Source organism: Streptococcus sp. 27098_8_91 (assembly GCF_041432385.1).
Taxonomy (GTDB): Bacteria; Bacillota; Bacilli; order Lactobacillales; family Streptococcaceae; genus Streptococcus.
The window spans coordinates 188,612-212,478 of the sequence record NZ_JAPVZN010000001.1; the positions used below are offsets into that span (position 1 = coordinate 188,612).

Sequence of the window (23,867 nt, forward strand, 5' to 3'; positions counted from 1 at the left end):
ATCAATCCTTTAGAACAATCTTTGGAAAAAATGACTTAACAGAGAAAATGCTATTTAATCTACCAGCTCATTTAATCGTTTTTGAAAATATAAAGCAATATTTTTAGACTCAATAAACTCAAAATATTTAATGACATTTTGCATTTGCTTAATTCCAGATTCTTTAGATTCAGTCAGATATATTTTATATCCTTCTACAAATTTGAATGTAGATTTTTCAAAAACTTTTGTGTCATCTTTTAATAATTTTTTTAATTTCATTTCAAAGTAGTCCGCATATATTAGATGTGAATTTTCAAGGCAACAGAACCAAAAATTTAAACAAGCTGACACAACTAAATGTCTATTCTTGCCGATTTTTTCGTAATAATGTGTACGCTCTAGTATTTCTTTTCCGACCATGTAAATATAATCTATTTCAAAAAGATGATATAAATTACCAATCAGCGTTATCTCATAGGACTCCCATCGTTCCTTCTGGAATAAATAGTCATATACTAAATTTAGATCATCTCTACTAACTACATGATTACAATCTATCTGATTTAATAATCCCTGAACCATAATTGTATTTATTTTATGAGTTTTTTCCCCACTCTTCTCAAAAAGTTTTTGTTGCTCATTTTTTATTACCTCCAATCCTTTAATATTCAAACTATAAAAATTTGGAGATAAATTAACCAAAAAATCATCACGCTCCGATCTTTTATAATGTTCTAGATGATTACAAAAATTCTCTATCGAAACATTGATATTTGATAATAATTCAAAAAATGTTGAAAGAGAAATTTCATTTTCTCCCCTTTCAAATCTAGAAAGTTGAGATTTTGATATAGAATCAGCTGCAGCATACTCTAAAGAATATCCGTTTAATTTTCTAAAATATCGAAAAGCTTCTCCGTAATTTTTCACACTTTCATTCCCTTAACTTTCTTTTCGAGCGATAAACATACCATATTCTTTAGGAATGATCAACATACCATTATTAAACTCACTTGCCAATCTTTTACGTATTATTTCCTCTTCTAGTGAACCTATTTCGGAAATTCCTTTAAACGATTGGATATATTTAACTAGGTCATCTATTCTAGTTACCTGTAACTCATCATCATAGAGTAATGTATCGACAGAGTTAAAATACCTACTCAGGTACCTTTTACCATTTTGTAAAGTAAACGTTTTATTTTCTAAATCTTGATTAACTTCATCTCTAAATAAACTTGCCAAATAATCTACAACCCCATTTTCACCAAATGTAGCACAGTAAAAAATGCCTCCTGTTTTTAAGACTCTATTCACCTCAGAAAGAGCTTTAGGAATATCATTCACATGATGTAGAAGCATATTAGCAATAACAATATCAAAGGTTTCATTCTCAAAAGAAATCTTTTGAATATCCATTATTTCATAGTTGACATTGTCTCTATTTCCAATCACTGATTTCGTTGTTTTTACCATATCTTTAGAAAAATCTGTAACAACCAACTGCTTCATTTTATCTATAGAATCACTATTACTTTTCCACAGTTCTCCTGTACCACATCCTAATTCTAGCACCTTCACTTCATCAGTGATTTGATAGTTAGAAAATATCCAATCATTAAATCCCAGTTTATTTTTTGAATACTTCGTATGCAATTCTACTCGAATATCAAGATTATCATGACTTTTATATTGTTCAATTACTTTATCAATCATTTTAAATGACCTCCACTCTATAATGTGACATTATATCACAAGAATAAAGGTAGTGTAAAATAAGTTGTATAAATGCAAAAAAGGAATAATTTTACCACAGTATTGAACTATTTTGGGGTCTTCTAAATTCCCAAAAGCTCCTTTGAGCAAAACTTCATTTTTCATCCACAAGTTTTAAGTCTCAACTGATTTATTGAAGTCTCGCAAGTCATGGGCTAGGAATTCATAGATCGGTCCATCGACTTCTCTCCATCACCTTTTTCTAGCAAAAAACCTGCCACATTGGGCAGGTTTCCCTTTAAATATCTAACTTCGTAACAGTGAACTTGATATGCGAATAGTCTTTTTCGATATCCTTATCTACCATAAAGGCTGTTGCATCCTTCTTGACCTGTACCAAGTCAATATTTTGGGCTTGAGCTGCATAGACACATCCACAGTAACATTGACGATAGATGTCATATTCTTCACACATTTCTACAGAGCGTTTATAGCCTTGATTTTTCTTAAAGTCACTCGGAAGATAATGAGTGGTGTAAATTTTCTGCACATCAATCCCGATACTATTGATAGTTTGCGAATTTTTGTGAGGACTGATGGTTAGGGCTGAACCAAAGTAATCAAACCCTAAGTCCATAGCCACCTGTGCTGTCTTATCCAAGCGATAGTCAAAACAAACCTTGCAACGATCGCCACCTTCCGGTTCTTCTTCCAAACCTCTAACCAGTTGACGGTATTCATTAGGCTCATAAGGTGCTTCTAGGTATTGGACATTATTGCCAGTTCGCTCATTGAAATCACTGACAAACTTTTTGGTCACATAAGCACGCTTGTGATATTCAGCTTTGGGATGAATATTTGAATTTGCAAAATAGATAGTCACATCCGCATACTTGGTCAAATACTCTAGAGTGTAAGTGCTACAAGGAGCACAACAGACATGCATGAGAATGGTTGGTCTCTCTTCATTTTTTTCCCAAACTTGGACCATCTTTTGCATGACACGGTCATAGTTGATCTTTTGATTGGGATTCATCTTGCTTAGAATTTCTTCTACATCGATCATACTCTTCTCCTTTTCCTCATGCTATTGTACCACAGGATGATACTTTGGGCAAATAGGGTTTCGTGCTTTATTCAGTTTTTAAGTCCTTATCTAATAGCTTACCCATCCTTGTCAGACTGATTATTAAGATAGGGGAGGTTAAAAGCAAGATAAGACCTAGAACTAAAAAGACAGCTACAAGACCCCAACGATCGATAAACCAACCTGTCAATGGGAAAATGACAATCATAGATAAACTAAAGAGCATAGAATTGATACTAAGCATAGTTGCTCTGACACTAGAAGGTAAATAACCTTGTAAATCATTGAAGTAGATTGGCTGATAAACTGCATAAAGTGTATCAGTTAAAAGATATACGAGAAGAAAGGCAAAGGGGGTCCCAGAAAACACCAATAGCATTGCTAGGCCTGTCAGTGCAACAAGCATCGGAAAAACTTGATTGCTATTCCATTTTTTCCCGATTTGACTGGCTATATAAACCGCCAATAGATTTAGCAAACTACCAATCAGCATAACCAGTGAAACCTGCCATCCTGCTAAGTCACTTATTTTCTGCTGATAGTAAAAGTAAAACATACACATGAGTGTCCCGACTAGCTGGTAAGTCAGCATCCAGTAAAAGAGTACTGGTTTTGCCTGCCATTCTTTACGAACTTGCTGGACAATCATTTTAAAGGTTAAGACTTCATTTTTCTCTCTCTTGGCCATTGGTTCTTTCATAAAATAAATCAAAATGATAGAAAGAAAAGATAATCCAATAGCAATTAGATAGGTCCAAGCCAATGCTCCGTGAATAAAGAAGCCTGCGACAACTGTACCTAGGGTTCGGGTGACTTCTGCCACACCAGACAAAAAGCTAGAAATCTGAAGATATCGGTCCTTTTGACCCGCTTCAACCGCCGAATCATATAAGAAAGCGGTACTGGTTCCCGAGTCAAAATTATAGGACCAAGCATTAACCATCATGGCAATCGCATAAATCCAAAAATTACCCTGACCAAACAAAATCAAGATAGAGGACACAATACTGGCCAAGCGAGCCAAATAGAGATTGGTCTTGTAACTAAATCGATCAGCCAACATACCAGAGGGGATTTCACACAAGAGACTTGTCCCATGAAAGATACTCTCTAATAGGCCGATTTGAAGCAAGGATAGACCATTTTGGATGAAAAATAAAATCCAAAAACTGGTAATCCCAAAATAAGAAGTGAATTCCAGACCTGCTAGGAGTGGAATATTGCGTTTGTAAGTTCTTTTAAACATTGTTTTCTCTCTTTCAATATGTAATATGAGTTTTTCTAAAAGACTTACTTAGAGTTGCCTACATTTTCTCCACCTCTTTCATTTAAAGTAAAAACGCCAGACGGCGTTTTTATGGTTATTAAGGTTTGATACGGTGCAACATACGTGGGAATGGAATAGCTTCACGGATGTGTTTTGTACCTGCTGCGAAGGTTACCATACGCTCGATACCGATACCAAATCCACCGTGTGGTACTGTACCGTATTTACGAAGATCAAGGTAGAATTCATATTCTGTACGATCCATACCAAGAGATTCCATCTTCGCTACAAGGGCATCGTAGTCTTCCTCACGCATTGAACCACCGATGATTTCTCCGTAACCTTCTGGTGCGAGCAAGTCTGCACAAAGTACGCGATCTGGGTTACCAGGAACTGGTTTCATGTAGAAGGCCTTGATGTCTGCTGGGTAGTTAATCACGAAGGTTGGTACACCAAAGTGGTTTGAAATCCATGTTTCGTGTGGTGAACCAAAGTCATCACCATGCTCGAGATGTTCGTAGTCTGCATCTTCATCATTTTCATGCTCTTGCAAGAGGTCAATGGCTTGATCGTAAGTGATACGTTTGAATGGCTCTGCAATGTAGCGTTTCAAAAGCTCAGTGTCACGTTCCAATGTTTCCAAGGCTTGTGGAGCACGGTCAAGAACGCCTTGAAGAAGAGCTTTGACATAAGCTTCTTGCAAGTCAAGTGACTCATCATGTGTCAAGTATGAATACTCTGCATCCATCATCCAGAATTCAGTCAAGTGACGGCGAGTTTTTGATTTTTCAGCACGGAATACTGGACCAAAGTCAAAGACACGACCAAGAGCCATAGCACCAGCTTCAAGGTAAAGTTGACCAGATTGACTCAAGTATGCTGGTGTTCCGAAGTAGTCTGTTTCAAAAAGTTCTGTAGAATCTTCTGCAGCATTTCCTGAAAGAATTGGGCTATCAAACTTCATGAAGCCATTTTTATCAAAGAACTCATAAGTTGCATAGATGATAGCATTACGGATTTGCATGACAGCTACTTGTTTGCGTGAACGAAGCCACAAGTGACGGTTGTCCATCAAGAAGTCTGTTCCATGTTCTTTTGGAGTGATTGGGTAATCTTGAGATTCACCGATAACTTCGATGTCTGTAATATCCAACTCGTAACCAAATTTAGAACGCTCGTCTTCTTTAACAATCCCTGTCACGAAAACAGATGTTTCTTGACTTAGACGTTTGATGGTGTCAAATTTTTCAAGACCTACTTCTTCTCCAAATTTTTCGATAAAGTTTGGTTTAAAAGCTACACCTTGGAAAAAGGCTGTTCCATCACGCAATTGCAAGAAAGCAATTTTCCCTTTTCCTGATTTGTTGGCAACCCAAGCACCGATAGTGACTTCTTGACCAACGTAATCTTTTACTTCGATAATTGTTACACGTTTTGTCATCATTTATCTTCCTTTTTTCGTTTAACTTGTCCAAAGACATTATTACCCACTATTGTACCACAAATAATGGCTGATAGCTAGCTTGTTTGATAGAAATTCATAAGTTTTTAGCTACAAAAACCTCCGCCAAAAGGACGGAGGTTTAACTTCTTATTTTTCCATAAATTTGTGCAAACGACGAATGGCTTCTTTAAGTGTATCTAGATCTGTCGCATAACTGAGACGAACATTTTCTGGTGCTCCAAATCCGGCTCCTGTAATCAAGGCCAGACCAACTTCTTCAAGAATAGCCGTTGTAAATGCTGTTACATCGCTATAACCTTTCATCTCCATAGCTTTTTTGACATTAGGAAAGAGATAGAAAGCTCCTTGTGGTTTGACAACTTCAAAACCAGGAACTTCACACAAGAGTGGATAGATGGTATTGAGACGTTCCTCAAAAGCTTGACGCATGGTTTCTACAGAGTCTTGAGGTCCAGTTAGCGCCTCGATTGTTGCGTATTGTGAAACAGCGGTTAGGTTAGAAGTTGTTTGACCAGTCAATTTGCTCATGGCAGCGATGATTGCTGGATCACCCACTGCATAACCTACACGCCAACCTGTCATGGCATAGGCTTTTGAAACACCGTTAATGACAATGGTTTGCTTACGAATAGCTTCTGATAGACTAGAGATTGGGACGAACTCATTTCCATTATAGACCAAACGACCATAAATATCATCTGCTAGGATGAGAATGTCATGTTCAACAGCCCAATTCCCGATGGCCAAGAGTTCCTCACGAGAATAAATCATCCCAGTCGGATTAGATGGGGAATTGAGAACCAAAACCTTGGTCTTATCTGTGCGAGCCGCTTCTAATTGCTCCACAGTTACTTTAAAGTGATTGTCTTCCTTGGCTTGGACAAATACTGGAACACCTTCTGCCATCTTAACCTGATCCCCATAGCTAACCCAGTAAGGAGTAGGAATGATGACCTCATCTCCAGGGTTGACTACAGCCATAAAGAAGGTGTAGAGAGAGAACTTGGCACCTGTAGCAAAGGTAACTTCGTTAGCTGCTACAGAATAACCATAATAACGTTCAAAATAGGTATTGACTGCTGCTTTTAACTCAGGCAAACCTGAAGCTACCGTATAGAAAGAAGCACGTCCATCTCGAATGGCTGCAACAGCAGCATCTTGAATATTTTCAGGAGTATGAAAATCGGGCTGACCTAAAGTTAAGAAAAGAACATCTTTTCCTTCAGCTTTTAACTTCTTTGCTCTTGCATCACTAGCCAGAGTGACACTTTCTTCCATTTCTAAGACACGTTTAGATAATTTCATAGCTTCTCCTTTTCGATTAGGGCACCAGTTTCAAAATCTACTAGATAATAGTCTCCTCCAGACTTGATTTCCCAAACAGGCTTTTCAGCATAGCGTCCAAAGGTAACCGTATCAATTTCAGTAGCTCCTTTTTCTCTAACAACTGCTTCTGCTTTTTCTTGTGAAATACCATTTTCTAGTTGATATACGTAAATATTGTTATTACTTTTCTCTATTAAAACAGCAACTTGTTTCTGATTCTTATCTTGACCAAGAACGCTATAATAGCTTTCTAAACCATTAAAGAAATCAACCTGACTGACCGTTTCTAGATTCGCATACTGCTTAGCCAGTTTTTCCCCTTCTACCTTTGCTGTCTGATAAGGCTTCATGCTAAGCCACACCAAATAGAGAAAGGAAGAAGTCACAACTAGAGCCAACAGGGTCAAGCCAATGCTGTACTGAAATAATAAGGAATTTTTTTCTTTTTTCTGTCTCATTTTCACTCGTCTATTTTACCATCTATCCAAGTGAATTACAAGTGAATAAAGGAGGAGGATTTTGCTCGGAACTTTTCTTATGACAGGAGTATATGAAGCTTGAATCATTGATTTCACAGACTTTTCATAATCTCTACTCCTAAAAATAATCTTGACTATCATCGATTTTTATTTTCTGAGCAGATTTCTTGCAAATGATTTTGTTTTGTTGTAACATTGTTTATAACAACAGAGATAACTCTGATTAAAATCTAAAGGAGACTCCCTATGTCTAAAAAAGTATTATTTATCGTTGGTTCACTTCGTGAAGGTTCTTTCAACCACCAAATGGCGCTAGAAGCTGAAAAAGCTCTTGCAGGTAAAGCTGAGGTTAGCTACCTTGACTACTCAGCAATCCCACTTTTTAATCAAGAACTTGAAGTTCCAACTCTTCCAGCTGTAGCAGCAGCTCGTGAAGCTGTTCTAGCTGCTGATGCTATCTGGATTTTCTCTCCAGTCTACAACTTCTCAATCCCTGGAACAGTGAAAAACTTGCTTGACTGGCTTTCACGCGCAATTGACTTGTCTGATACACGCGGAGCATCTGCTCTTCAAGATAAGATTGTAACAGTATCATCTGTAGCCAATGCTGGTCATGAACAACTCTTTGCAATCTACAAAGACCTCTTGCCATTCATCCGTACAAAAGTTGTTGGTGAATTCACTGCAGCTCGTGTCAATGATTCTGCTTGGGCAGATGGCAAATTAGTCCTTGAAGACAGTGTTGCTTCTTCCCTAAAACAACAAGCTGAAGACTTGGTTCAAGCTATTCAATAATTGAATTGAAAAAGAAAGATAGTAGAAAATGTTAGTTTCTACTATCTTTTTCTTAATCAACAAATTCATCAATCATACTATGTTTTAGTGGTAAACTACACATCACTAAAAGGAAAATAAAGGATGATTGAATCCAAAAGAGAGCCAAATCAAAAATTCCGTGCACAGCTACTACTGTCAAGAAAGAGAGGTAAAGTCCAAGGATAGGACGCTTACTAGGTACTTGACTCATATCAATCAACATTCGTACTGGAGTGGAAGAAGCAATCCCCAAGAGAACTGTACCAACAACTCCATAACTCAAAATCGTATCTATATAAATACTATGAGCATGTTCATGATAAGGTGCTCCAATACGAGGGAAAGAGTGCATATAGGTTAGCGGTCCTTCACCCCAGAATGGATTTTGCTTAAACAAGGCCATCCCAGCATTCCAAATAGAAACACGCTCTTCCATAGATGAATCTAAGGTTCCCATTCGAACACCCAAATCACTTGAAAATAGAAAGGCTAAACCAACCCCAAAAACTCCAACACTAAGCCAGAAAGCACGCCAGTTCTTAATAGTTGTGAAGAGATAAATAATCGCTCCAAAGATGATGGCTGGAAAAGCTGTGCGATTCTGCGTAAAGTTTAAACCGAATAAATTAGCAAAGATGGCAATCATAGAAAAGATTCGTAACCATCTTAACTTCGTTGTGCTAATCAGATAAAAACCAATCATGATACAGAAACAACAGATAATTCCATAGTAATTGGGATTAAAGAAGGCAACCTCCGCTCGATTCTGATGCCAAACCTGCATTCGTGGTGAGAGGAAGGTATAATCAAATTTCTTTACAATTTGGAAATGTTCCAAGGCTGCAAAGGCTGCTGCAAAGACACTTAAGGCTAATATTCCTTCAATCGTCAACCTGAAAAATTTAGGAGTCAACTGGGATTGATAGTAGTAAAAGAAGATGGTAAACAGAAACATGGCCACCGAAGAAACTACTCCCATCACATTTTGTGCCAGAAGAGAAATTGCAGTGCTATAAGCAATAAAAAAGAGCAAGACAGGGTGTTGAGACAAACGTTTCAAGATCCCCTTCATCTCCCCAGTATATACTAACCAAAGTAAGTAAGAGATAAAAATAACAACAAAAAGATAAAAAGGAAGAAAAATACTCAGAATAACTCCTAAAAGAAGTCCTTCTTGTTTCGATAAACTTTTTAACTTTTCAATGACACCTATTGATTTCACAACAGATCCTTTCCTTCTGAATATCACATTCAGATAAATAAGCTATTAAAACATTTTACCATTTTTCAAGCGATTTGAAAACCTCTTTACCTCTATACTCCTAACTAAAACTGGGTAAAATTTTATAGTTAGCTAAGATTACTTGAAAATCGCTATTCCTTTTTTAAAAATATGGTACAATAAATCTAATTATTCCAGAAAGGGTCTAGCATGAAATCCTACCAAGAAGTCTATAAAATACTAGTTACTGAGACTGATTATCTAAGCGGAGAAAAAATAGCTGAGAGATTAAACCTATCTCGAACTTCCGTATGGAAGGCGATCCAACGTCTCCAACAAGAGGGACTGGAGATTGACAGTATCAAAAATCGTGGCTATAAACTTCTGGACGGAGACCTTATCTTGCCTCAGGAAATCGAAGCGAATAGTCCCATTACTGTCCAGTTTAAACCCTCAACAAAATCTACCCAAACTGATGCTAAAGAGGCTATGGAAGCTGGTGCCAAAGGGGATAAACTCTACCTTTCCACTAGCCAAACTATGGGACGTGGCCGTTTTCAACGTCCTTATTACTCACCTGATAGGGGGGGAATTTACATGTCCCTTCACCTACAACCCAATCTCCCTTATCAGAATCTTCCAGCCTATACACTTCTGACAGCTGGAGCTATCTACAAGGCTATCAAAAACCTTAGTTTAATCGACGTCGATATCAAGTGGGTCAATGACATTTATCTGAACCAGAAAAAAATTGCTGGTATTCTAACAGAAGCCATTACCTCTGTCGAAACTGGACTCGTTACAGATGTTATCATTGGGGTCGGAATCAACTTTTCGATCGCTGAATTTCCCAAGAATCTACAAACTAAAGCTGGAAGCTTATTTTCTCAACATATTCCCATTACTCGCAATGAATTGATTGCTGAAATCTGGAAATGTTTCTACGAAACAGAAGCCGATGAACTCCTCTATCTCTATAAAAAACGCTCAATCGTTTTAGGAAAAGAGATTTCTTTCAAGAAGGATCAAGAAATAATCACAGGAAAAGCCTGTGACATCTCTGACCAAGGCCAACTGCAGATAGAATTAGCAAACGGTGAAAAGATTTGGCTTAATAGTGGCGAAGTTTCACTGACTAAATGGTAATTCTACTAGATCAAAAAAATCGACCTTCAATAAGAAAGGTCGATTTTTTTGATCTGTTATTTTTTCAAACGTTCAACGTCACGCGCAATGACCAATTCTTCATCCGTTGGAATTACCAGTACACGAATTTTTGCTGCTTCTGTTGAGATATCTCCAGTCACACCAAAGACATTTTTCTCTGGATCTACATCACAACCGAACCAAGAAATACCAGTGATAACTTTTTCACGCACACCAGCTGCATTTTCACCAACTCCTGCAGTAAAGATAATGGCATCTGCTCCGTTTAGGACAGCCAAGTATTGTCCGATGTGTTTCTGGATACGGTCAACGTACATTTCAAGAGCCAAGGTTGCATCAGGATCACCTGCTTCCATTGCCGCTTGAACATCACGCATATCACTAGACTTACCTGAAACACCCAACAATCCTGACTCGCGATTGAGGATGCGACTGATATCTTCAGGCTTGTTAAAGTCCTCTGTATATTGCATTAAATAAGGAATGATGGCCGGGTCAATATCCCCTGTACGAGTTCCCATCATAACACCACCAAGTGGAGTGAATCCCATTGAGGTATCAACAGATTGACCACCCTTAACAGCTGTAATAGAAGCACCATTACCGATGTGACAGGTAATCAATTTCAATTCTTCAAGTGGACGTCCCAAGAGTTTCGCTGCTTCTTGTGCAACGTACTGGTGGCTTGTACCGTGCGCTCCGTACTTACGAACCTTGTTTTCTGTATAATACTTAGTTGGTAATGGATAACGGTAGGCTTTTTCTGGCATACTTGTATGGAATGATGTGTCAAAAACTGCTACACTTGTGATCTCTGGCAACAATTCTTTGAAGGCACGAATTCCAGCAGCATTTGCAGGGTTGTGCAATGGAGCAAGAAGTCCTAGTTCTTCGATTTTTTCTAGAACATCCCCTTCAACAACTGTAGACTCTTTGAAGTATTCTCCACCTGCAACAACACGGTGTCCAACACCTGTAATTTCATCATAAGATTTGATAATATCAAAACGAATCAAGTCATCAAGCAAGATTTTTACAGCTAAAGTGTGGTTTTCAATGTCAAGAACTTGCTGTTCTGAACGACCATCGAACTTAACTGTAGAAATAGAATCTTTCAACCCAATGCGTTCAATCAAACCTTTTGCAAGCACCTTTTCTTCTGGCATTTGGTAAAGTTGCCATTTCAAGCTAGAGCTTCCAGCGTTAATTGCAATGGTTTTTGTCATAATGTTTCCCCTTTTTAAGCGTTTTCAACTATTATATCAAAATTTATACTAGATTTCATGTTCTTGACACCAATTTTGAAAATTTTCCTTAAATTCCAACAAAATTTCAGGATCACGAAGACTAGCAAGTGGATAAACGAATGGCTCAAAGCCTTCTACCACTTTCTTTTGTAGAACAAAAATGGTCTTAGACTGGGCCCCTTGAGCGAAGAGATCCTCTGGTAAAGCTACGATAGCTACTAGTTGAGCCTGGTCAGTCAGCCAGGATTTCAAGAGGTCACTCTGGGGACTCGTCAAAAGATCTGTTGGAGCAAGGAAAATAGCATAACCTCCCGTCTTAAGATACTTGAGAGATTGCTCCATTAATAGATGATGAGCATAAGTATGTTCATCCTTTGCTGCCACTTGGTAACGAGAGGCAATCTGATCGTCCGGGTAGTAGCCAATCGGGAGGTCGCTCACAATAAAATCACTTTCTTTTAATACTTGTGGACGTACTGCATCTCCTTGGACAAAGCCCATTTGCAGATCCATAACTTCCGCCATGCTTGCTGCCAGATCAATCAAGAGGTCGTCTATCTCAATCCCTAGGTAATCTACCTTTTTGTTCATGGACGTTAAAAAGCTAGCACCCAGAATTCCCATCCCAGAGCCCAATTCTAGTAGACTTAGATCTTTAGCAGGCCACAATTGCTCCATCAAAAAAATCATCAAGTGACCAATCGCATCTGGTGTAAACTGGTGGTTGGCCTGAAGAGGTTCCGTTTGCGCTGCCTTCATTAATAAGAATTGGTAGGTTCGTAACCACTCTTCTTTTCGAAGAGCCAATCGTTTTAAAGCTTGATTGTTTTTCTTGATATCTTCCAGATTCGTCTGACCATCCAGATAGATTCCATTTTGCTCAATTAAGGCATCGTAAAAATTTGTCGTCAAATCATTTTGAATGATTTGGACATTTTCTAGTAAATAGGTATATGCTTGTTCAATTTTTTCAAAATCCATACCCTTATCTTACCAAAAATAATGTCCTTTTTCCAGATTTTCATAATGCTAAAAATAAATAAAAGAGACTGGTGAAAAACTCAATTTTACATTAAATTGAATATAGAACAGTACAATTTAACTTCTAAAGCCTTCCTATAAATTGATTGGACTTTCCTAGTTGATTTGTTCAGATTTTATTTCATTCTACTATATCAAAAAATAGTGAAAATAAAATGCATACTATCAAGTTTTTTTAACCTGACAATATGCATTTTCTGATTTTAAGACTTTTTGCCCAGTCTCTTCATTTACCTATTTACTATTTTCGACAGCTGCTGTTACAAAAGCAGTGTAGAGTTCTTCTGGGCGGTTTGGACGACTTGATAGCTCTGGATGGTACTGACAAGCTACAAAGAATTTATTTTCTGGAATTTCCACAATTTCTACCAAACGATTATCTGGTGACACTCCTGAAAAGACAAAACCTGCTCCTTCAAACTGTTCACGAAAAGCATTGTTAAACTCATAACGGTGACGGTGACGGCGTTGCACCACCTCTTTGTTATGATAAGCTGCCGCTGCCTTAGAACCACGTTTTAACTTAGAAGGATAAAGTCCCAAACGAAGGGTCCCACCCATGTCCTCAACATCAATCTGATCACGCATGATATCGATGATAGGGTATTTGGTATCAGGATTTAGCTCTGCTGAATTAGCTCCTTCAAGACCTAAGACATTACGTGCAAACTCGATACAGGTCAACTGCATACCCAAGCAGACTCCAAGCATTGGTACATCATTTTCACGCGCATAGCGAATCGCTTCAATCTTACCTTCTGTTCCACGTTGGCCAAAACCACCTGGAACGATGATTCCGTCAGCGTCAGATAGAAGTTCTGCCACATTGTCAGCTGTCACATCGTTAGCATTGACCCAATCAATCTTGACTTCTGCATCATTGGCATAACCAGAGTGTTTCAAGGCCTCTACGACAGAAATGTAGGCATCTTGCAACTCGACATACTTACCAACAAGAGCAATTTTGACTTGTTTTTTTAGATTCATAACCTTGTCCACCATGGCTGACCATTCTGTCATATCTGCTACTGGTACGTCTAATTTCAGGTGGTCACAGACAATTTGGTCCATACCTTGTGCCTGCAAGTTCAGTGGAATTTGGTAAAGATGATCCACATCCAAGGACTCGATAACTGCTTCTGGCGCCACATCACAGAACTGGGCTAGTTTATTTTTAATCCCTTGTCCTGCTGGTTTTTCTGTACGAATGACTAACATATTTGGCTGGATTCCCAAACCACGCAATTCTTTGACAGAGTGTTGAGTCGGCTTGGTCTTCATTTCTCCAGCTGCCTTGAGGTAAGGAAGCAAGGTCGTATGGATATACATGACATTATCTGCACCCACATCTGCCTTCATCTGACGAAGAGCTTCTAAGAATGGAAGGGACTCGATATCGCCGACTGTTCCACCAACCTCTGTAATAATAACGTCAGAGTCAGTCGTTAGGGCAGCACGCTTGATTTTTTCTTTCAAGGCATCTGTAATATGAGGAATAACTTGGACAGTTGCTCCAAGGTACTCTCCACGGCGTTCCTTACGAAGAACTTCGCTGTAGATTTTACCAGTTGTCACGTTTGAGTATTTGTTGAGGTTGATATCGATAAAACGTTCATAGTGGCCCAAGTCCAAATCTGTCTCAGCCCCATCATCAGTTACAAAGACTTCTCCGTGCTGGTAAGGGCTCATGGTTCCTGGGTCGATATTGATATAAGGGTCAAATTTTTGAATGGTCACCTTCAAACCACGGTTTTTTAAAAGACGTCCAAGACTCGCTGCAACGATCCCTTTTCCAATAGACGACACCACACCACCAGTGACAAAAATATATTTCGTAGACATAGATTCCTCTTTCTAAAATGCTCAAGGTCTTGTTCACTAACAGGGGATTGAGAAAACAAGACCTTCATCAATAACTACACCCCAAGAAGAAAAGCTTCCTGGAAAAACAAAAATAGCTCCCTAATAACTAGGGAGCTCCGACCTCTAAAAGAGGTGCCCGAACAATATATTACCTCAAAATGAACCATTTGTCAAATAGAACAAATCGTTGACTTGGCGCATTCCAGCTTACAAAACTAATTCAAATTAATACAAAAAAGCTGGACTAGGAAATCGAGACTTGATAGACCGATTCCAGCTCCAACTCCTTTTTATTTTTATTCTTCCTCTTCTTCAGAGTCTTCGTCGTCTTCTTCATTAAGATCGACTTCTTCGTCTAGATCATCTGGGGCGATTTCATTGATTTCAGCATCGTAGGCTTCCACTTCATTCTTCTCATCATCTGGATTTTCATCATCATAAGAAAGAGCTGGATCTTCTTCGTAGGCGTCTTCATCCTCTGGATCATCTGCACTGTAATCAATAGCATCTGTATCACCATCCATAAAGGCGTTGACACGTTTTTTCTTAGCCTTAGGTGCTACTTCTTCATCATCACTTTCTTCAAGAGCAATGATTTCCTCATCGATTTCATCCACTCCATACCATGAACGAAGGCCCCATTTGTTATCTCCAAGTGAGATAAAGCTACCGTCAAAGTTCAACTCTGTATAGAACAAAGGCAAAGCTTCACGAATATCGCTATTAGAGGTACCGAGATAGTTTTGGATTTCATTAACCAAATCACTAAAATGCATTTCGTGATCACGACCACGGAGTTCCAAGATGGCACGAGCCACCTCAATCATAGATAGTTCACTTTTTTCTTGCCCAGCAAATACTTCTAATTCCAAAGCGTTTCTCCTCATTTTTTACTACTAACGCCAGAGTGGATAAACTCCGGTCTCATTTTATCATATACTCTTTATTGTACGATAATTTTGCCTAATAGTCAAAGGTTTAGGAGAAATAAATGTGAAATATTTCAGCTAATTAATACTCAATGAAAATCAAAAAGCAAACTAGGAAGCTAGCCACAGGCTGCTCAAAACACTGTTTTGAGGTTGCAGATGGAAGCTGACGTGGTTTGAAGAGATTTTCGAAGAGTATAAAAGACCTGGGAGATACACTCACAGGTCCGTGACTTTATTTATAACTTAAAGCTCGTTTAAAGGTTTTCCAGATCCCCAAATCATCCGTTTGAAGGACCAGACTAGCATACATCCGTCCGATAAAGACTGTTGCAGTTACTGCAAAAATGACTGTTATAGCAAGCGAAATCCAAGCTTCTAGTCCATTTGCATAACCATTGATAGCTCTGAAAGGCATAAAGAAGGTTGAGACGAATGGAATGTAAGAACCGATTTTCAAGATCAAATTGTCCCCAGAAGTTCCTAATACAGTTACCCCAATGAAACCTACCATAATCAAAAGCATCAAAGGCGATAAGGCCTTACCAGAGTCTTCAGGTCGAGAAACCATAGAACCTAAGAAGGCAGCCAAGACCACATACATAAAGAGACTAACCAAGACAAATAACAAGGTATTGATCGAAAATGCTTCTCCCAAGTGATTTAGAATACCTGAATTAGCCAAGATAGGCATATCCTTAAAGAAGAAAATAGCTCCAAGACCACCTACAACATAAATACCAATATGAGTCAAAATGACTAGAAGTAAGGCAATCATGCGTGCGTAGAAATAATGGCTAGCACGAATGCTTGAGAAGACCACTTCCATGATTTTGGTTCCTTTTTCACTAGCTACCTCTTGAGCAGTGACACTAGCATAAGTAATCAAAATCATATAGAGAAAGAAACCTAGTCCTGCAGCCGCAAAGGTTTGGACCATCTTTTTATTTTCCTTGGCTTCATCAATCTGTTCTGTGAATTGAATTGTTTGAGCCAAGCGTTTTTCCTGTTCCTGAGACAAATTTGCTTCTGAACGGTTGAGTTGGGATTGAAGTTCATTCAACTTAGCGGTCACTGCTAACTTAATGCCACTCTCTAGTGAAGTCTCACCATGATAGACTGCCTTGAGGATACTATTCTCCTGGTCAATGGTTAGATAGCCTTTTATTTTTTCATCCTTGATGGCTTCTTTGGCACTTGCTTCATCCTTATAGTCAAAGTTAAGACCATTGGTCAATTTAAGTTCTTCTGTAACAAGAGGAACAGAACTAACTACTGCTACCTTACTATTTTGAGCCAAGGAAGAACCTTGGAGAACACCAATTCCTCCAGATAGACCTAAAAAGAGGAAAGGCGAAATCACCATAAAGAAGAAACTCCAAGACTTGACATGTCTTAGATAGGTTTCTTTGATTACAACCCACATATTTCTCATACTTCCACCCCTGATTCTAATTTAAAGATTTCATCGATTGTTGGAGCTTGTTGATCAAAAGTCGCGATATATTGACCTTGAGTCAATATTGGGAAGAGTTCTCTACCTGCACTTTCATCATCTAAAATCAACTTCCAACTACCTTGCTTGGTCAAGCTAACCTGTTTGACATGAGGAAGGCTCTCCAGTTCTTCCTTGCTTCGGTCACTTGAAACAAAAAGTCGTGTTTTGCCGTATTGATTGCGGACTTCTTGAACCGGTCCATGCAAGACCACACGCCCATCACGAATCATGAGGATATCATCACAAAGTTCTTCAACATTGGTCATGACATGGTCAGAAAAGATAATGGTCGCGCCACGTTCTTTTTCTTTCAAGATAACCCGCTTAAGAAGTTCGGTATTAACTGGATCCAAGCCACTAAAAGGCTCATCTAGGATAATCAAATCTGGTTCATGAATCAAAGTGATAATCAACTGAATCTTCTGTTGATTTCCTTTTGAGAGACTTTTGATCTTATCCGTCAGTTTCCCCTTGACTTCCAATTTTTCCATCCATTGAGGGAGTTTTTCTTTGATTTCCTTGGTGTCCATGCCTTTTAGGGTCGCCAAGTAACGAACTTGTTCAAGGACTGTCAATTTAGGCATAAGACTGCGTTCTTCAGGGAGATAACCAATGCGAGTATAGGTCTCCTGACGAATGTCTTGACCATCAAGCTCAATCTCCCCTTGATAGTCTAAAAATTTCAAAATACTGTGAAAAATAGTTGTTTTCCCAGCTCCATTTTTCCCGACCAGCCCTAAAATACGCCCTGGTCTTGCTTGAAAGTCAACACCAAACAAAACTTGCTTAGGCCCAAAACTTTTCTCTAGATTTCTTACTTCGAGCATCATCCACCTCCGAAATTTATTGCACTCATTATACTCCTTTTTGATAGCATTTACAATGATTTATGTACATTTTTAAATCTTGATTTCAAGAAGGATATTTATTGGATAAGGACTTTATTGGCTCATCACCAAGCATTTTTGTCCTCCAGATTTTAAGTGATAAATTTATTATACTCATTTCTTGATAAATCCGTTGGCTATGTCCTCAAATGTTCATTTTCAGTCCTGAATTGTTACTACTAATCTTCATCATTCAGCCTAGCTTATTGTACTCTTTTATGGTATATTTTTGATAGACTATAGATTATCATAAGCAAGGAATCTGATATGAAAAAAAGACTTAAACTCGAACCAAACAACAATAACTTAATCATTTGGGAAGCTGAACAACCAAAAGCCATTCTTCAGCTTGTACATGGTATGGTAGAATACGTAGAACGATATGAAGAATTTGCTCTAGCCATGAATAACGAAGGCTTTACTGTTATCGGCCATGATCATCTCGGCCACGGCTATACTGCTCAAAATCCAAGTCAACTCGGAGTCTTTCCTGAATCTCCCGAAGAACTCATCGATGATATTGAAAGAGTGTCCTCTTTTATTCAAGAAAGCTATCCAGAACTTCCAATCGTCCTTCTAGGGCATTCTATGGGGTCTCTTATGTGTCGCTATTATGTAGCTAAGCGAAAACCACCTATCAATGCCTTGATTATCATGGCGACTGGTCAACAGCCTCAGTTTCTAACTCGATTGGCTCTCATCCTAACAGAATGCATCCGACTTATAAAAGGGAATAAACACCGTAGTAAACTCTTGACTTATCTATCAACTGATAGCTTTAATCGAAGTATTAAAAATCCTAAAACATCTGTCGATTGGCTCTCAAAAAATGAAGAATCTAACCAAGCTTATCTGAAGGATCCATTCTGTCAATTCATACCTACTATTCCCATGTACAGATCTATTTTTTACTTCTCTAATCAAGTAGCTAGTAAAAAAATGATAGCCGAGATTCCAGCCCAACTTCCTATTCTCGTTATTTCAGGACAAGAAGACCCTCTGGGAGAAAATGGTAAAGGTATAGAAAGATTTGTAAAAATCCTAAAGGCTTCACATTCGAAAGTAAGTCTTCGATTAGTTAAGGATGCTCGTCACGAAATTTTAAACGAGAATAATCGAAACGATACCTATCACTTCTTAGCTGATTGGATGACAAAAAACATGGATGGCTAACCTAGATATAGCAGTATTACATAGAACTTATTCCCCAAGTTGATTCAATCATCAGGCTAAAGCTTGATGATTTTTTCTACTAAAAAATCCATCCCTAAGGATGGATTTTAGACTGTTAACGCACTTCTGCATTCACTTTTTCTTCGAGTGATGCTTGGATTTTTTCCATGTAGCGTGCGACTTCTTCGTCGGTTAAACTATCTTCTGGATTTTGGAAGGTCAAGCTATAAGCCATAGACTTCATTCCGATACCCAGTTTTTCACCTGAGAAGACGTCGAAGAGTTTGATATCTGTCAAACGTTTCACGCCTGCAGCTTGGATAGCGTCCACAACTTCTTGGTGAGTGACTTCTGCCTTGAGGAGAAGGGCAACGTCACGACTGACTGCTGGGAATTTAGTAATTTCCACAAATGGTGTGGCTGGTTGAAGGGTTTCTTCAATAGCTGAAAGGTTAAGCTCAGCTACATAAGTCTCTGGAATATCGTAAGCCTTAGCCGTCACAGGGTGCACTTGACCGAGGAAACCAAGAACTTGGTCCCCTAGTGAGACCAAGGCTGTACGTCCTGGGTGGAGGCTAGTGATTTCAGAGGTTGCTGTATAGGTCACTTCAAGACCCAAGCGAGCAAAGAGGGCTTCCAAAATTCCTTTGGCATAGAAGAAGTCAACTGGAACAGCTGCAGTTTGGAAGTCTTTTTCAGCGACTAAACCTGTCAAGGCAAAGGCAAAGCTGTTGATTTCAGTTGGCAATTCTTCTTTTGGATTACCAGTTTGCTCGAAGACTTTTCCAATCTCATAAAGAGCCAAGTTTTTATTCTTACGTGCTACGTTGTAGGCAACTGTATCAAGGATACCTGAAACCATATTTTGGCGGAGAACTGAACGGTCCACAGTCATTGGCCACATGAGCTCTGTTAAGTTGCTTGGCTGAATCGTAAATTCAACGGCTTTTTCAGGAGTTGTAAGAGCATAGGTGATAATTTCTGTCAAACCTGCTCCCTCAGCGATGGTACGAACTTGACGGCGGAGTTTTTGTGTCGCAGTCAATTCACCAGCTGTTCCATCATCTTTTGGAAGACTAGTTGGCAAGCGGTCATAACCATAGATACGAGCGATTTCTTCAAAAAGGTCCGCTTCGATAGTGATATCCCAACGGCGACGTGGAACGCTAACTGTGAAGGCTTCTGCATTTCCAGAAAGGCCAAAGCCAAGACGACGGAAGACATCCTCTACATCTGCGTAGGAAAGCTCTGTACCAAGGACACGATTAACGTCAGCAAGAGTTGAAGAAACTTCTACATCAGATGTATCCAACTGGCCTGCTGAAACAATGCCCTTACGCACGGTCGCACCAGCCAATTCAGCAATCATACTTGCTGCTGCATCAAGGGCTTCATTAACGGTTGCCACATTGATACCTTTTTCAAAGCGTGAAGATGATTCTGAGCGAAGGTTGAGACGACCACTTGTCTTACGGATAGATTTGCCATTGAAGATAGCAGCTTCAAGAACTACACGAGTAGACTTTTCAGAGATTTCTGTAGCTTGTCCACCCATAACACCTGCAAGAGCTACTGGTTTATCAGCAACAGTGATCACTAAGTCATTTGTTTCCAAGTCACGCTCTTCACCGTCCAAGGTTACCAATTTTTCACCTTCACGCGCTTCACGCACACGGATCTCGCTTCCTTCAAAGGTATCGAAGTCAAAGGCATGCATCGGCTGACCAAAGTAAAGCAAGATATAGTTGGTCACGTCGACCACATTATTGATTGGACGGATACCTTCGTTCATGAGAAGGTTTTGCAACCATTGTGGACTTGGTGCGATGGTCACATTATCCAAGATACGAGCAGCATAGTAAGGCGCCTTGTCTGTCTCAATGCTGACAGAAAGAGCATCGGCTGCAGCTTGGTCTGTTTCTGTTAAGGTAAATTCTTTAAAGTTGACTGCCTTGTCATAGATAGCGGCTACTTCGTGCGCTACCCCACGCATAGAAAGAGCATCTGCACGGTTTGGCGTGATAGAAAGTTCGATGATTTCATCATCCAAGTCTAGGTAAGAGAATACTTCCTCACCTGGAACGGCATCTTGAGGCAAGATTTGGATGCCATCTGCGAATTCCTTTGGTACAACTGAGTCAGAAATCCCCAATTCACCAAGTGAGCAGATCATTCCGAGAGATTCTAAACCACGGATTTTCCCTTTTTTGATTTTGTAATTGTCAGCGATACGAGCTCCCGGAAGAGCCACCATGACCTTGATGCCTGCACGCACATTCGGTGCACCACAAACGATTTGACGGGCTTCTTCTTCGCCAACGTTAACCTGACAAACATGGAGGTGAGTTTCTGGCACATCTTCGCAAGACAAGACCTCACCGACGACAATTTTTGAGAGACCAGCAGCAGGTGAGTCGACACCTTCTACCTCAATCCCTGTAGTTGACATTTTCTCAGCCAACTCTTGTGATGGCACATCAATGTCCACCAATTCTTTTAACCATTTGTATGATACTAACATAATTCTGATCGTAAGATCTCATCAATCGAGACCTTTTCAATTCCTTTCTTTTTCTTCGAGTAAGCTCTTGCCATTTCTCACCGAGAGGAAATGACTAAAACTGTATAGGATTGTGTTTCAGGTTTCAAGCTTATTTAAACTGTTCTGAGAAGCGGACATCTCCTTGGTAGAATCCACGGATATCGTTGATTCCGTAACGAAGCATAGCTACACGTTCTTGTCCAAGACCAAAGGCAAAGCCAGAGTAGACAGTTGCATCGATACCACTCATCTCAAGGACACGTGGGTGAACCATACCGGCACCCATAATCTCGATCCAACCAGTTTTCTTACATACGTTACAGCCGCCTCCTCCACACTTAAAGCATGAAACATCAACCTCAACAGAAGGCTCTGTGAACGGGAAGTAAGATGGACGCAAACGGATTTGGCGCTCTTCACCAAACATTTTTTGTACAATCAACTGGAGGGTTCCTTGAAGGTCAGCCATAGAGATGTTTTTCCCAACAACCAAACCTTCGATTTGGTGGAATTGGTGACTGTGGGTCGCATCGTCCGTATCACGACGAAACACACGTCCTGGTGAGATCATTTTCAAAGGACCTTTAGAGAAATCATGAGCATCCATTGCACGCGCCTGAACTGGAGATGTGTGGGTACGGAGCAAGATTTCTTCTGTGATGTAGAAAGTGTCCTGCATATCACGGGCTGGGTGGTCTTTTGGAAGATTCATACGTTCAAAGTTGTAGTAGTCTTGCTCCACTTCAAATCCATCCACAACTTGGTAACCCATACCAATGAAGATATCTTCGATTTCTTCACTAGTTTGTGTAAGAACGTGACGGTGACCAGTCGCAACTGGACGACCTGGAAGTGTCACATCGATGCTTTCACTTGCTAATTGAGCTTCCACTTTCTTTTCTTCCAAGAGCTTAGCTGTTTCTTCAAAGGCAGCTGTTAGGACATCACGAGCCTCATTGACGTGTTTTCCGATAACAGGACGCATTTCTGCTGATACGTCCTTCATCCCTTTGAGGATTTCAGTAAGCGACCCTTTTTTACCAAGGACAGAAACACGCAATTCTTGCATCTCTTTTTCATTTTCAGCAGTAATCTGCTTCAAGCTAGCTAGCGTTTCTTCACGAAGCGCTTTTAATTGTTCTTCAATAGTTGACATAATTCCTCCATCAGTCTCTCGTAGATAAAAAGAAAACCACATGCCAAAAACTCCATTCGGAGCGTTGACACGCGGTACCATCCGTTTTTATCTGACAAGTCAGACCTTTATTTCTGAATCCATAGGCAAGTGAATTCACCCAGCTTTCATATAGAGAGCTTTCAGTCACGGCTCTCCTCCCTGATATACTTCCCCTGAGATACTAGTCTTGCAGATTCCTATTTAATTATTATTCATTTTATCAAATTTTAAGTAATCTTGCAAGATGTTTTGCGACTAATCAACATAGTCTCCACCTTCAAAACCGTAATACTCTTCCAAACTGAGGCCACTTGCTGCAATTTCTTTGGCTTCTTTGCCAACATAGCGAAGGTGCCATTCTTCAGCCATATATCCTGTTTCTTTTTCCTTACCTTTAAGATAACGAACTACAAAGCCATAGTCAGCAGCATGATCCAAGAGCCATTGAGCTGCTTTTTCTTCTGTCACTAAGTCTCCATCTGTGCCGATAAGGTCGAAAGCAAGACCAGTTTGGTGTTCACTATATCCAGGTCGTGCAGAATAGCGGTCAGCCTCTGCCTTTCCGTCTTGATTGACATAATCTTGATACAATTTAACCTGAGTCTCATAACTTCTAAATCCACTATAGTGGTCGCTGATTGGGAAACCTGCTTGCTGCATAGCTGCAATAAGTTTCAACAGTTCTGCCTTAGCGGTAGGATTTTCTCCTGGATTATAATCTTTAGATAAGGGATAGTGTTTATTAGCGATAACAATTTCATCGTACTTGCCTTGAATGCTATAGTAATCTCCCTTATTGACCACTTCCGCTTTCTTTTGACTAGCTTCCTGAGATTTACTTCCCGCGGTTCCTTCTTGTACAGTCTTTTGCTCTGAAGAAGCTTTTGCGTCAGAAGTTGCTGGTTTTTCTTGCGAACAAGCCGCCAATGTTAGGGCTAGTAGTCCAGACAAGATAAGGTATCTTTTTTTCATGATTTATCCTT

20 protein-coding genes are annotated in these 23,867 nt (G+C 39.5%); 3 read left to right on the forward strand and 17 right to left on the reverse strand.

All coding sequences use genetic code 11. From position 1 onward, the window contains the following. Positions 1-54: 54 nt before the first annotated feature. The 7 genes from O3611_RS00870 to O3611_RS00900 all read right to left on the reverse strand — a co-directional run bounded on the left by O3611_RS00870 (position 55) and on the right by O3611_RS00900 (position 7,307). Positions 55-912, reverse strand: a complete 858-nt coding sequence (locus O3611_RS00870; protein ID WP_371607514.1) for a helix-turn-helix domain-containing protein — start codon at positions 910-912, stop codon at positions 55-57. Between the two features lie 12 nt (positions 913-924). Continuing rightward, on the reverse strand, positions 925-1,698 hold the full coding sequence (locus O3611_RS00875) for a class I SAM-dependent methyltransferase (protein WP_371607515.1): 774 nt from the start codon (positions 1,696-1,698) through the stop codon (positions 925-927). A gap of 298 nt (positions 1,699-1,996) precedes the next feature. Then, positions 1,997-2,764 (reverse strand): epoxyqueuosine reductase QueH, encoded by a 768-nt coding sequence (locus tag O3611_RS00880; protein ID WP_045763552.1) that lies wholly within the window; start codon positions 2,762-2,764, stop codon positions 1,997-1,999. A gap of 67 nt (positions 2,765-2,831) precedes the next feature. Continuing rightward, positions 2,832-4,031 (reverse strand): MFS transporter, encoded by a 1,200-nt coding sequence (locus O3611_RS00885; RefSeq protein ID WP_371607516.1) that lies wholly within the window; start codon positions 4,029-4,031, stop codon positions 2,832-2,834. A 118-nt stretch (positions 4,032-4,149) separates the two neighbouring features. Next, positions 4,150-5,493, reverse strand: a complete 1,344-nt coding sequence (asnS, locus tag O3611_RS00890; protein WP_045763626.1) for an asparagine--tRNA ligase — start codon at positions 5,491-5,493, stop codon at positions 4,150-4,152. A gap of 150 nt (positions 5,494-5,643) precedes the next feature. Continuing rightward, a complete protein-coding gene (locus O3611_RS00895) occupies positions 5,644-6,822 on the reverse strand; it encodes a pyridoxal phosphate-dependent aminotransferase (RefSeq protein WP_371607517.1) in 1,179 nt (392 codons plus the stop codon). Then, positions 6,819-7,307 (reverse strand): DUF5590 domain-containing protein, encoded by a 489-nt coding sequence (locus tag O3611_RS00900; RefSeq protein ID WP_371607518.1) that lies wholly within the window; start codon positions 7,305-7,307, stop codon positions 6,819-6,821. Before O3611_RS00900 ends, O3611_RS00895 begins: the two co-directional genes overlap by 4 nt. A gap of 261 nt (positions 7,308-7,568) precedes the next feature. Between O3611_RS00900 and O3611_RS00905 the strand changes: the two genes are divergently transcribed. Further along, complete coding sequence (locus O3611_RS00905; RefSeq protein ID WP_371607519.1) at positions 7,569-8,117, forward strand: NADPH-dependent FMN reductase; 549 nt, start codon at positions 7,569-7,571, stop codon at positions 8,115-8,117. A 52-nt stretch (positions 8,118-8,169) separates the two neighbouring features. Here O3611_RS00905 and O3611_RS00910 read toward each other — a convergent pair whose 3' ends face one another. After that, on the reverse strand, positions 8,170-9,360 hold the full coding sequence (locus O3611_RS00910) for an O-antigen ligase family protein (protein WP_371607520.1): 1,191 nt from the start codon (positions 9,358-9,360) through the stop codon (positions 8,170-8,172). Between the two features lie 210 nt (positions 9,361-9,570). Between O3611_RS00910 and birA the strand changes: the two genes are divergently transcribed. Beyond that, positions 9,571-10,506, forward strand: coding sequence for a bifunctional biotin--[acetyl-CoA-carboxylase] ligase/biotin operon repressor BirA (gene birA, locus O3611_RS00915; protein WP_371607521.1), 936 nt, complete (start codon positions 9,571-9,573; stop codon positions 10,504-10,506). Positions 10,507-10,562: 56 nt separating this feature from the next. Here birA and O3611_RS00920 read toward each other — a convergent pair whose 3' ends face one another. The 6 genes from O3611_RS00920 to O3611_RS00945 all read right to left on the reverse strand — a co-directional run bounded on the left by O3611_RS00920 (position 10,563) and on the right by O3611_RS00945 (position 17,932). Further along, complete coding sequence (locus O3611_RS00920; protein WP_371607522.1) at positions 10,563-11,753, reverse strand: acetate kinase; 1,191 nt, start codon at positions 11,751-11,753, stop codon at positions 10,563-10,565. Between the two features lie 48 nt (positions 11,754-11,801). Next, on the reverse strand, positions 11,802-12,755 hold the full coding sequence (locus tag O3611_RS00925; RefSeq protein WP_371607523.1) for a class I SAM-dependent methyltransferase: 954 nt from the start codon (positions 12,753-12,755) through the stop codon (positions 11,802-11,804). 294 nt (positions 12,756-13,049) lie between these two features. Beyond that, positions 13,050-14,657, reverse strand: coding sequence for a CTP synthase (locus tag O3611_RS00930; protein ID WP_371607524.1), 1,608 nt, complete (start codon positions 14,655-14,657; stop codon positions 13,050-13,052). Between the two features lie 317 nt (positions 14,658-14,974). Then, complete coding sequence (rpoE, locus tag O3611_RS00935) at positions 14,975-15,550, reverse strand: DNA-directed RNA polymerase subunit delta (protein ID WP_049502915.1); 576 nt, start codon at positions 15,548-15,550, stop codon at positions 14,975-14,977. Positions 15,551-15,842: 292 nt separating this feature from the next. Continuing rightward, positions 15,843-17,042 carry an ABC transporter permease gene (locus O3611_RS00940; protein ID WP_371607525.1) on the reverse strand — a complete coding sequence of 400 codons (1,200 nt, stop codon included), beginning with the start codon at positions 17,040-17,042 and terminating at the stop codon, positions 15,843-15,845. Further along, positions 17,039-17,932 carry an ABC transporter ATP-binding protein gene (locus O3611_RS00945; protein ID WP_371607621.1) on the reverse strand — a complete coding sequence of 298 codons (894 nt, stop codon included), beginning with the start codon at positions 17,930-17,932 and terminating at the stop codon, positions 17,039-17,041. The genes O3611_RS00940 and O3611_RS00945 overlap by 4 nt, the downstream gene beginning before the upstream one ends. A gap of 327 nt (positions 17,933-18,259) precedes the next feature. On the opposite strand from O3611_RS00945, the gene O3611_RS00950 reads away from it, so the two are divergent. Then, entirely contained in the window at positions 18,260-19,165 is a 906-nt protein-coding gene (locus O3611_RS00950) for an alpha/beta fold hydrolase (RefSeq protein WP_371607526.1), read from the forward strand. A 115-nt stretch (positions 19,166-19,280) separates the two neighbouring features. On the opposite strand, the gene pheT is transcribed toward O3611_RS00950, so the two are convergent. From pheT to ldcB, 3 genes are all read right to left on the reverse strand, one after another. Beyond that, entirely contained in the window at positions 19,281-21,686 is a 2,406-nt protein-coding gene (pheT, locus tag O3611_RS00955) for a phenylalanine--tRNA ligase subunit beta (RefSeq protein WP_371607527.1), read from the reverse strand. A 130-nt stretch (positions 21,687-21,816) separates the two neighbouring features. Next, on the reverse strand, positions 21,817-22,863 hold the full coding sequence (pheS, locus tag O3611_RS00960) for a phenylalanine--tRNA ligase subunit alpha (protein WP_315639499.1): 1,047 nt from the start codon (positions 22,861-22,863) through the stop codon (positions 21,817-21,819). 276 nt (positions 22,864-23,139) lie between these two features. Next, the gene (ldcB, locus tag O3611_RS00965) at positions 23,140-23,856 is read right to left on the reverse strand and encodes an LD-carboxypeptidase LdcB/DacB (RefSeq protein ID WP_315639506.1); all 717 of its coding nucleotides are present in this window, start codon (positions 23,854-23,856) and stop codon (positions 23,140-23,142) included. Positions 23,857-23,867 lie beyond the last annotated feature (11 nt).

Bases quoted from the DNA above. Each gene is read 5' to 3' on its own strand.
- O3611_RS00875 (WP_371607515.1), bottom strand. From the start codon at position 1,698: ATGATTGATAAAGTAATTGAACAATATAAAAGTCATGATAATCTTGAT.
- O3611_RS00880 (WP_045763552.1), bottom strand. From the start codon at position 2,764: ATGATCGATGTAGAAGAAATTCTAAGCAAGATGAATCCCAATCAAAAG.
- O3611_RS00885 (WP_371607516.1), bottom strand. From the start codon at position 4,031: ATGTTTAAAAGAACTTACAAACGCAATATTCCACTCCTAGCAGGTCTG.
- asnS (WP_045763626.1), bottom strand. From the start codon at position 5,493: ATGACAAAACGTGTAACAATTATCGAAGTAAAAGATTACGTTGGTCAA.
- O3611_RS00895 (WP_371607517.1), bottom strand. From the start codon at position 6,822: ATGAAATTATCTAAACGTGTCTTAGAAATGGAAGAAAGTGTCACTCTG.
- O3611_RS00905 (WP_371607519.1), top strand. From the start codon at position 7,569: ATGTCTAAAAAAGTATTATTTATCGTTGGTTCACTTCGTGAAGGTTCT.
- birA (WP_371607521.1), top strand. From the start codon at position 9,571: ATGAAATCCTACCAAGAAGTCTATAAAATACTAGTTACTGAGACTGAT.
- O3611_RS00920 (WP_371607522.1), bottom strand. From the start codon at position 11,753: ATGACAAAAACCATTGCAATTAACGCTGGAAGCTCTAGCTTGAAATGG.
- O3611_RS00925 (WP_371607523.1), bottom strand. From the start codon at position 12,755: ATGGATTTTGAAAAAATTGAACAAGCATATACCTATTTACTAGAAAAT.
- O3611_RS00930 (WP_371607524.1), bottom strand. From the start codon at position 14,657: ATGTCTACGAAATATATTTTTGTCACTGGTGGTGTGGTGTCGTCTATT.
- O3611_RS00940 (WP_371607525.1), bottom strand. From the start codon at position 17,042: ATGAGAAATATGTGGGTTGTAATCAAAGAAACCTATCTAAGACATGTC.
- O3611_RS00945 (WP_371607621.1), bottom strand. From the start codon at position 17,932: ATGCTCGAAGTAAGAAATCTAGAGAAAAGTTTTGGGCCTAAGCAAGTT.
- O3611_RS00950 (WP_371607526.1), top strand. From the start codon at position 18,260: ATGAAAAAAAGACTTAAACTCGAACCAAACAACAATAACTTAATCATT.
- pheT (WP_371607527.1), bottom strand. From the start codon at position 21,686: ATGTTAGTATCATACAAATGGTTAAAAGAATTGGTGGACATTGATGTG.
- pheS (WP_315639499.1), bottom strand. From the start codon at position 22,863: ATGTCAACTATTGAAGAACAATTAAAAGCGCTTCGTGAAGAAACGCTA.
- ldcB (WP_315639506.1), bottom strand. From the start codon at position 23,856: ATGAAAAAAAGATACCTTATCTTGTCTGGACTACTAGCCCTAACATTG.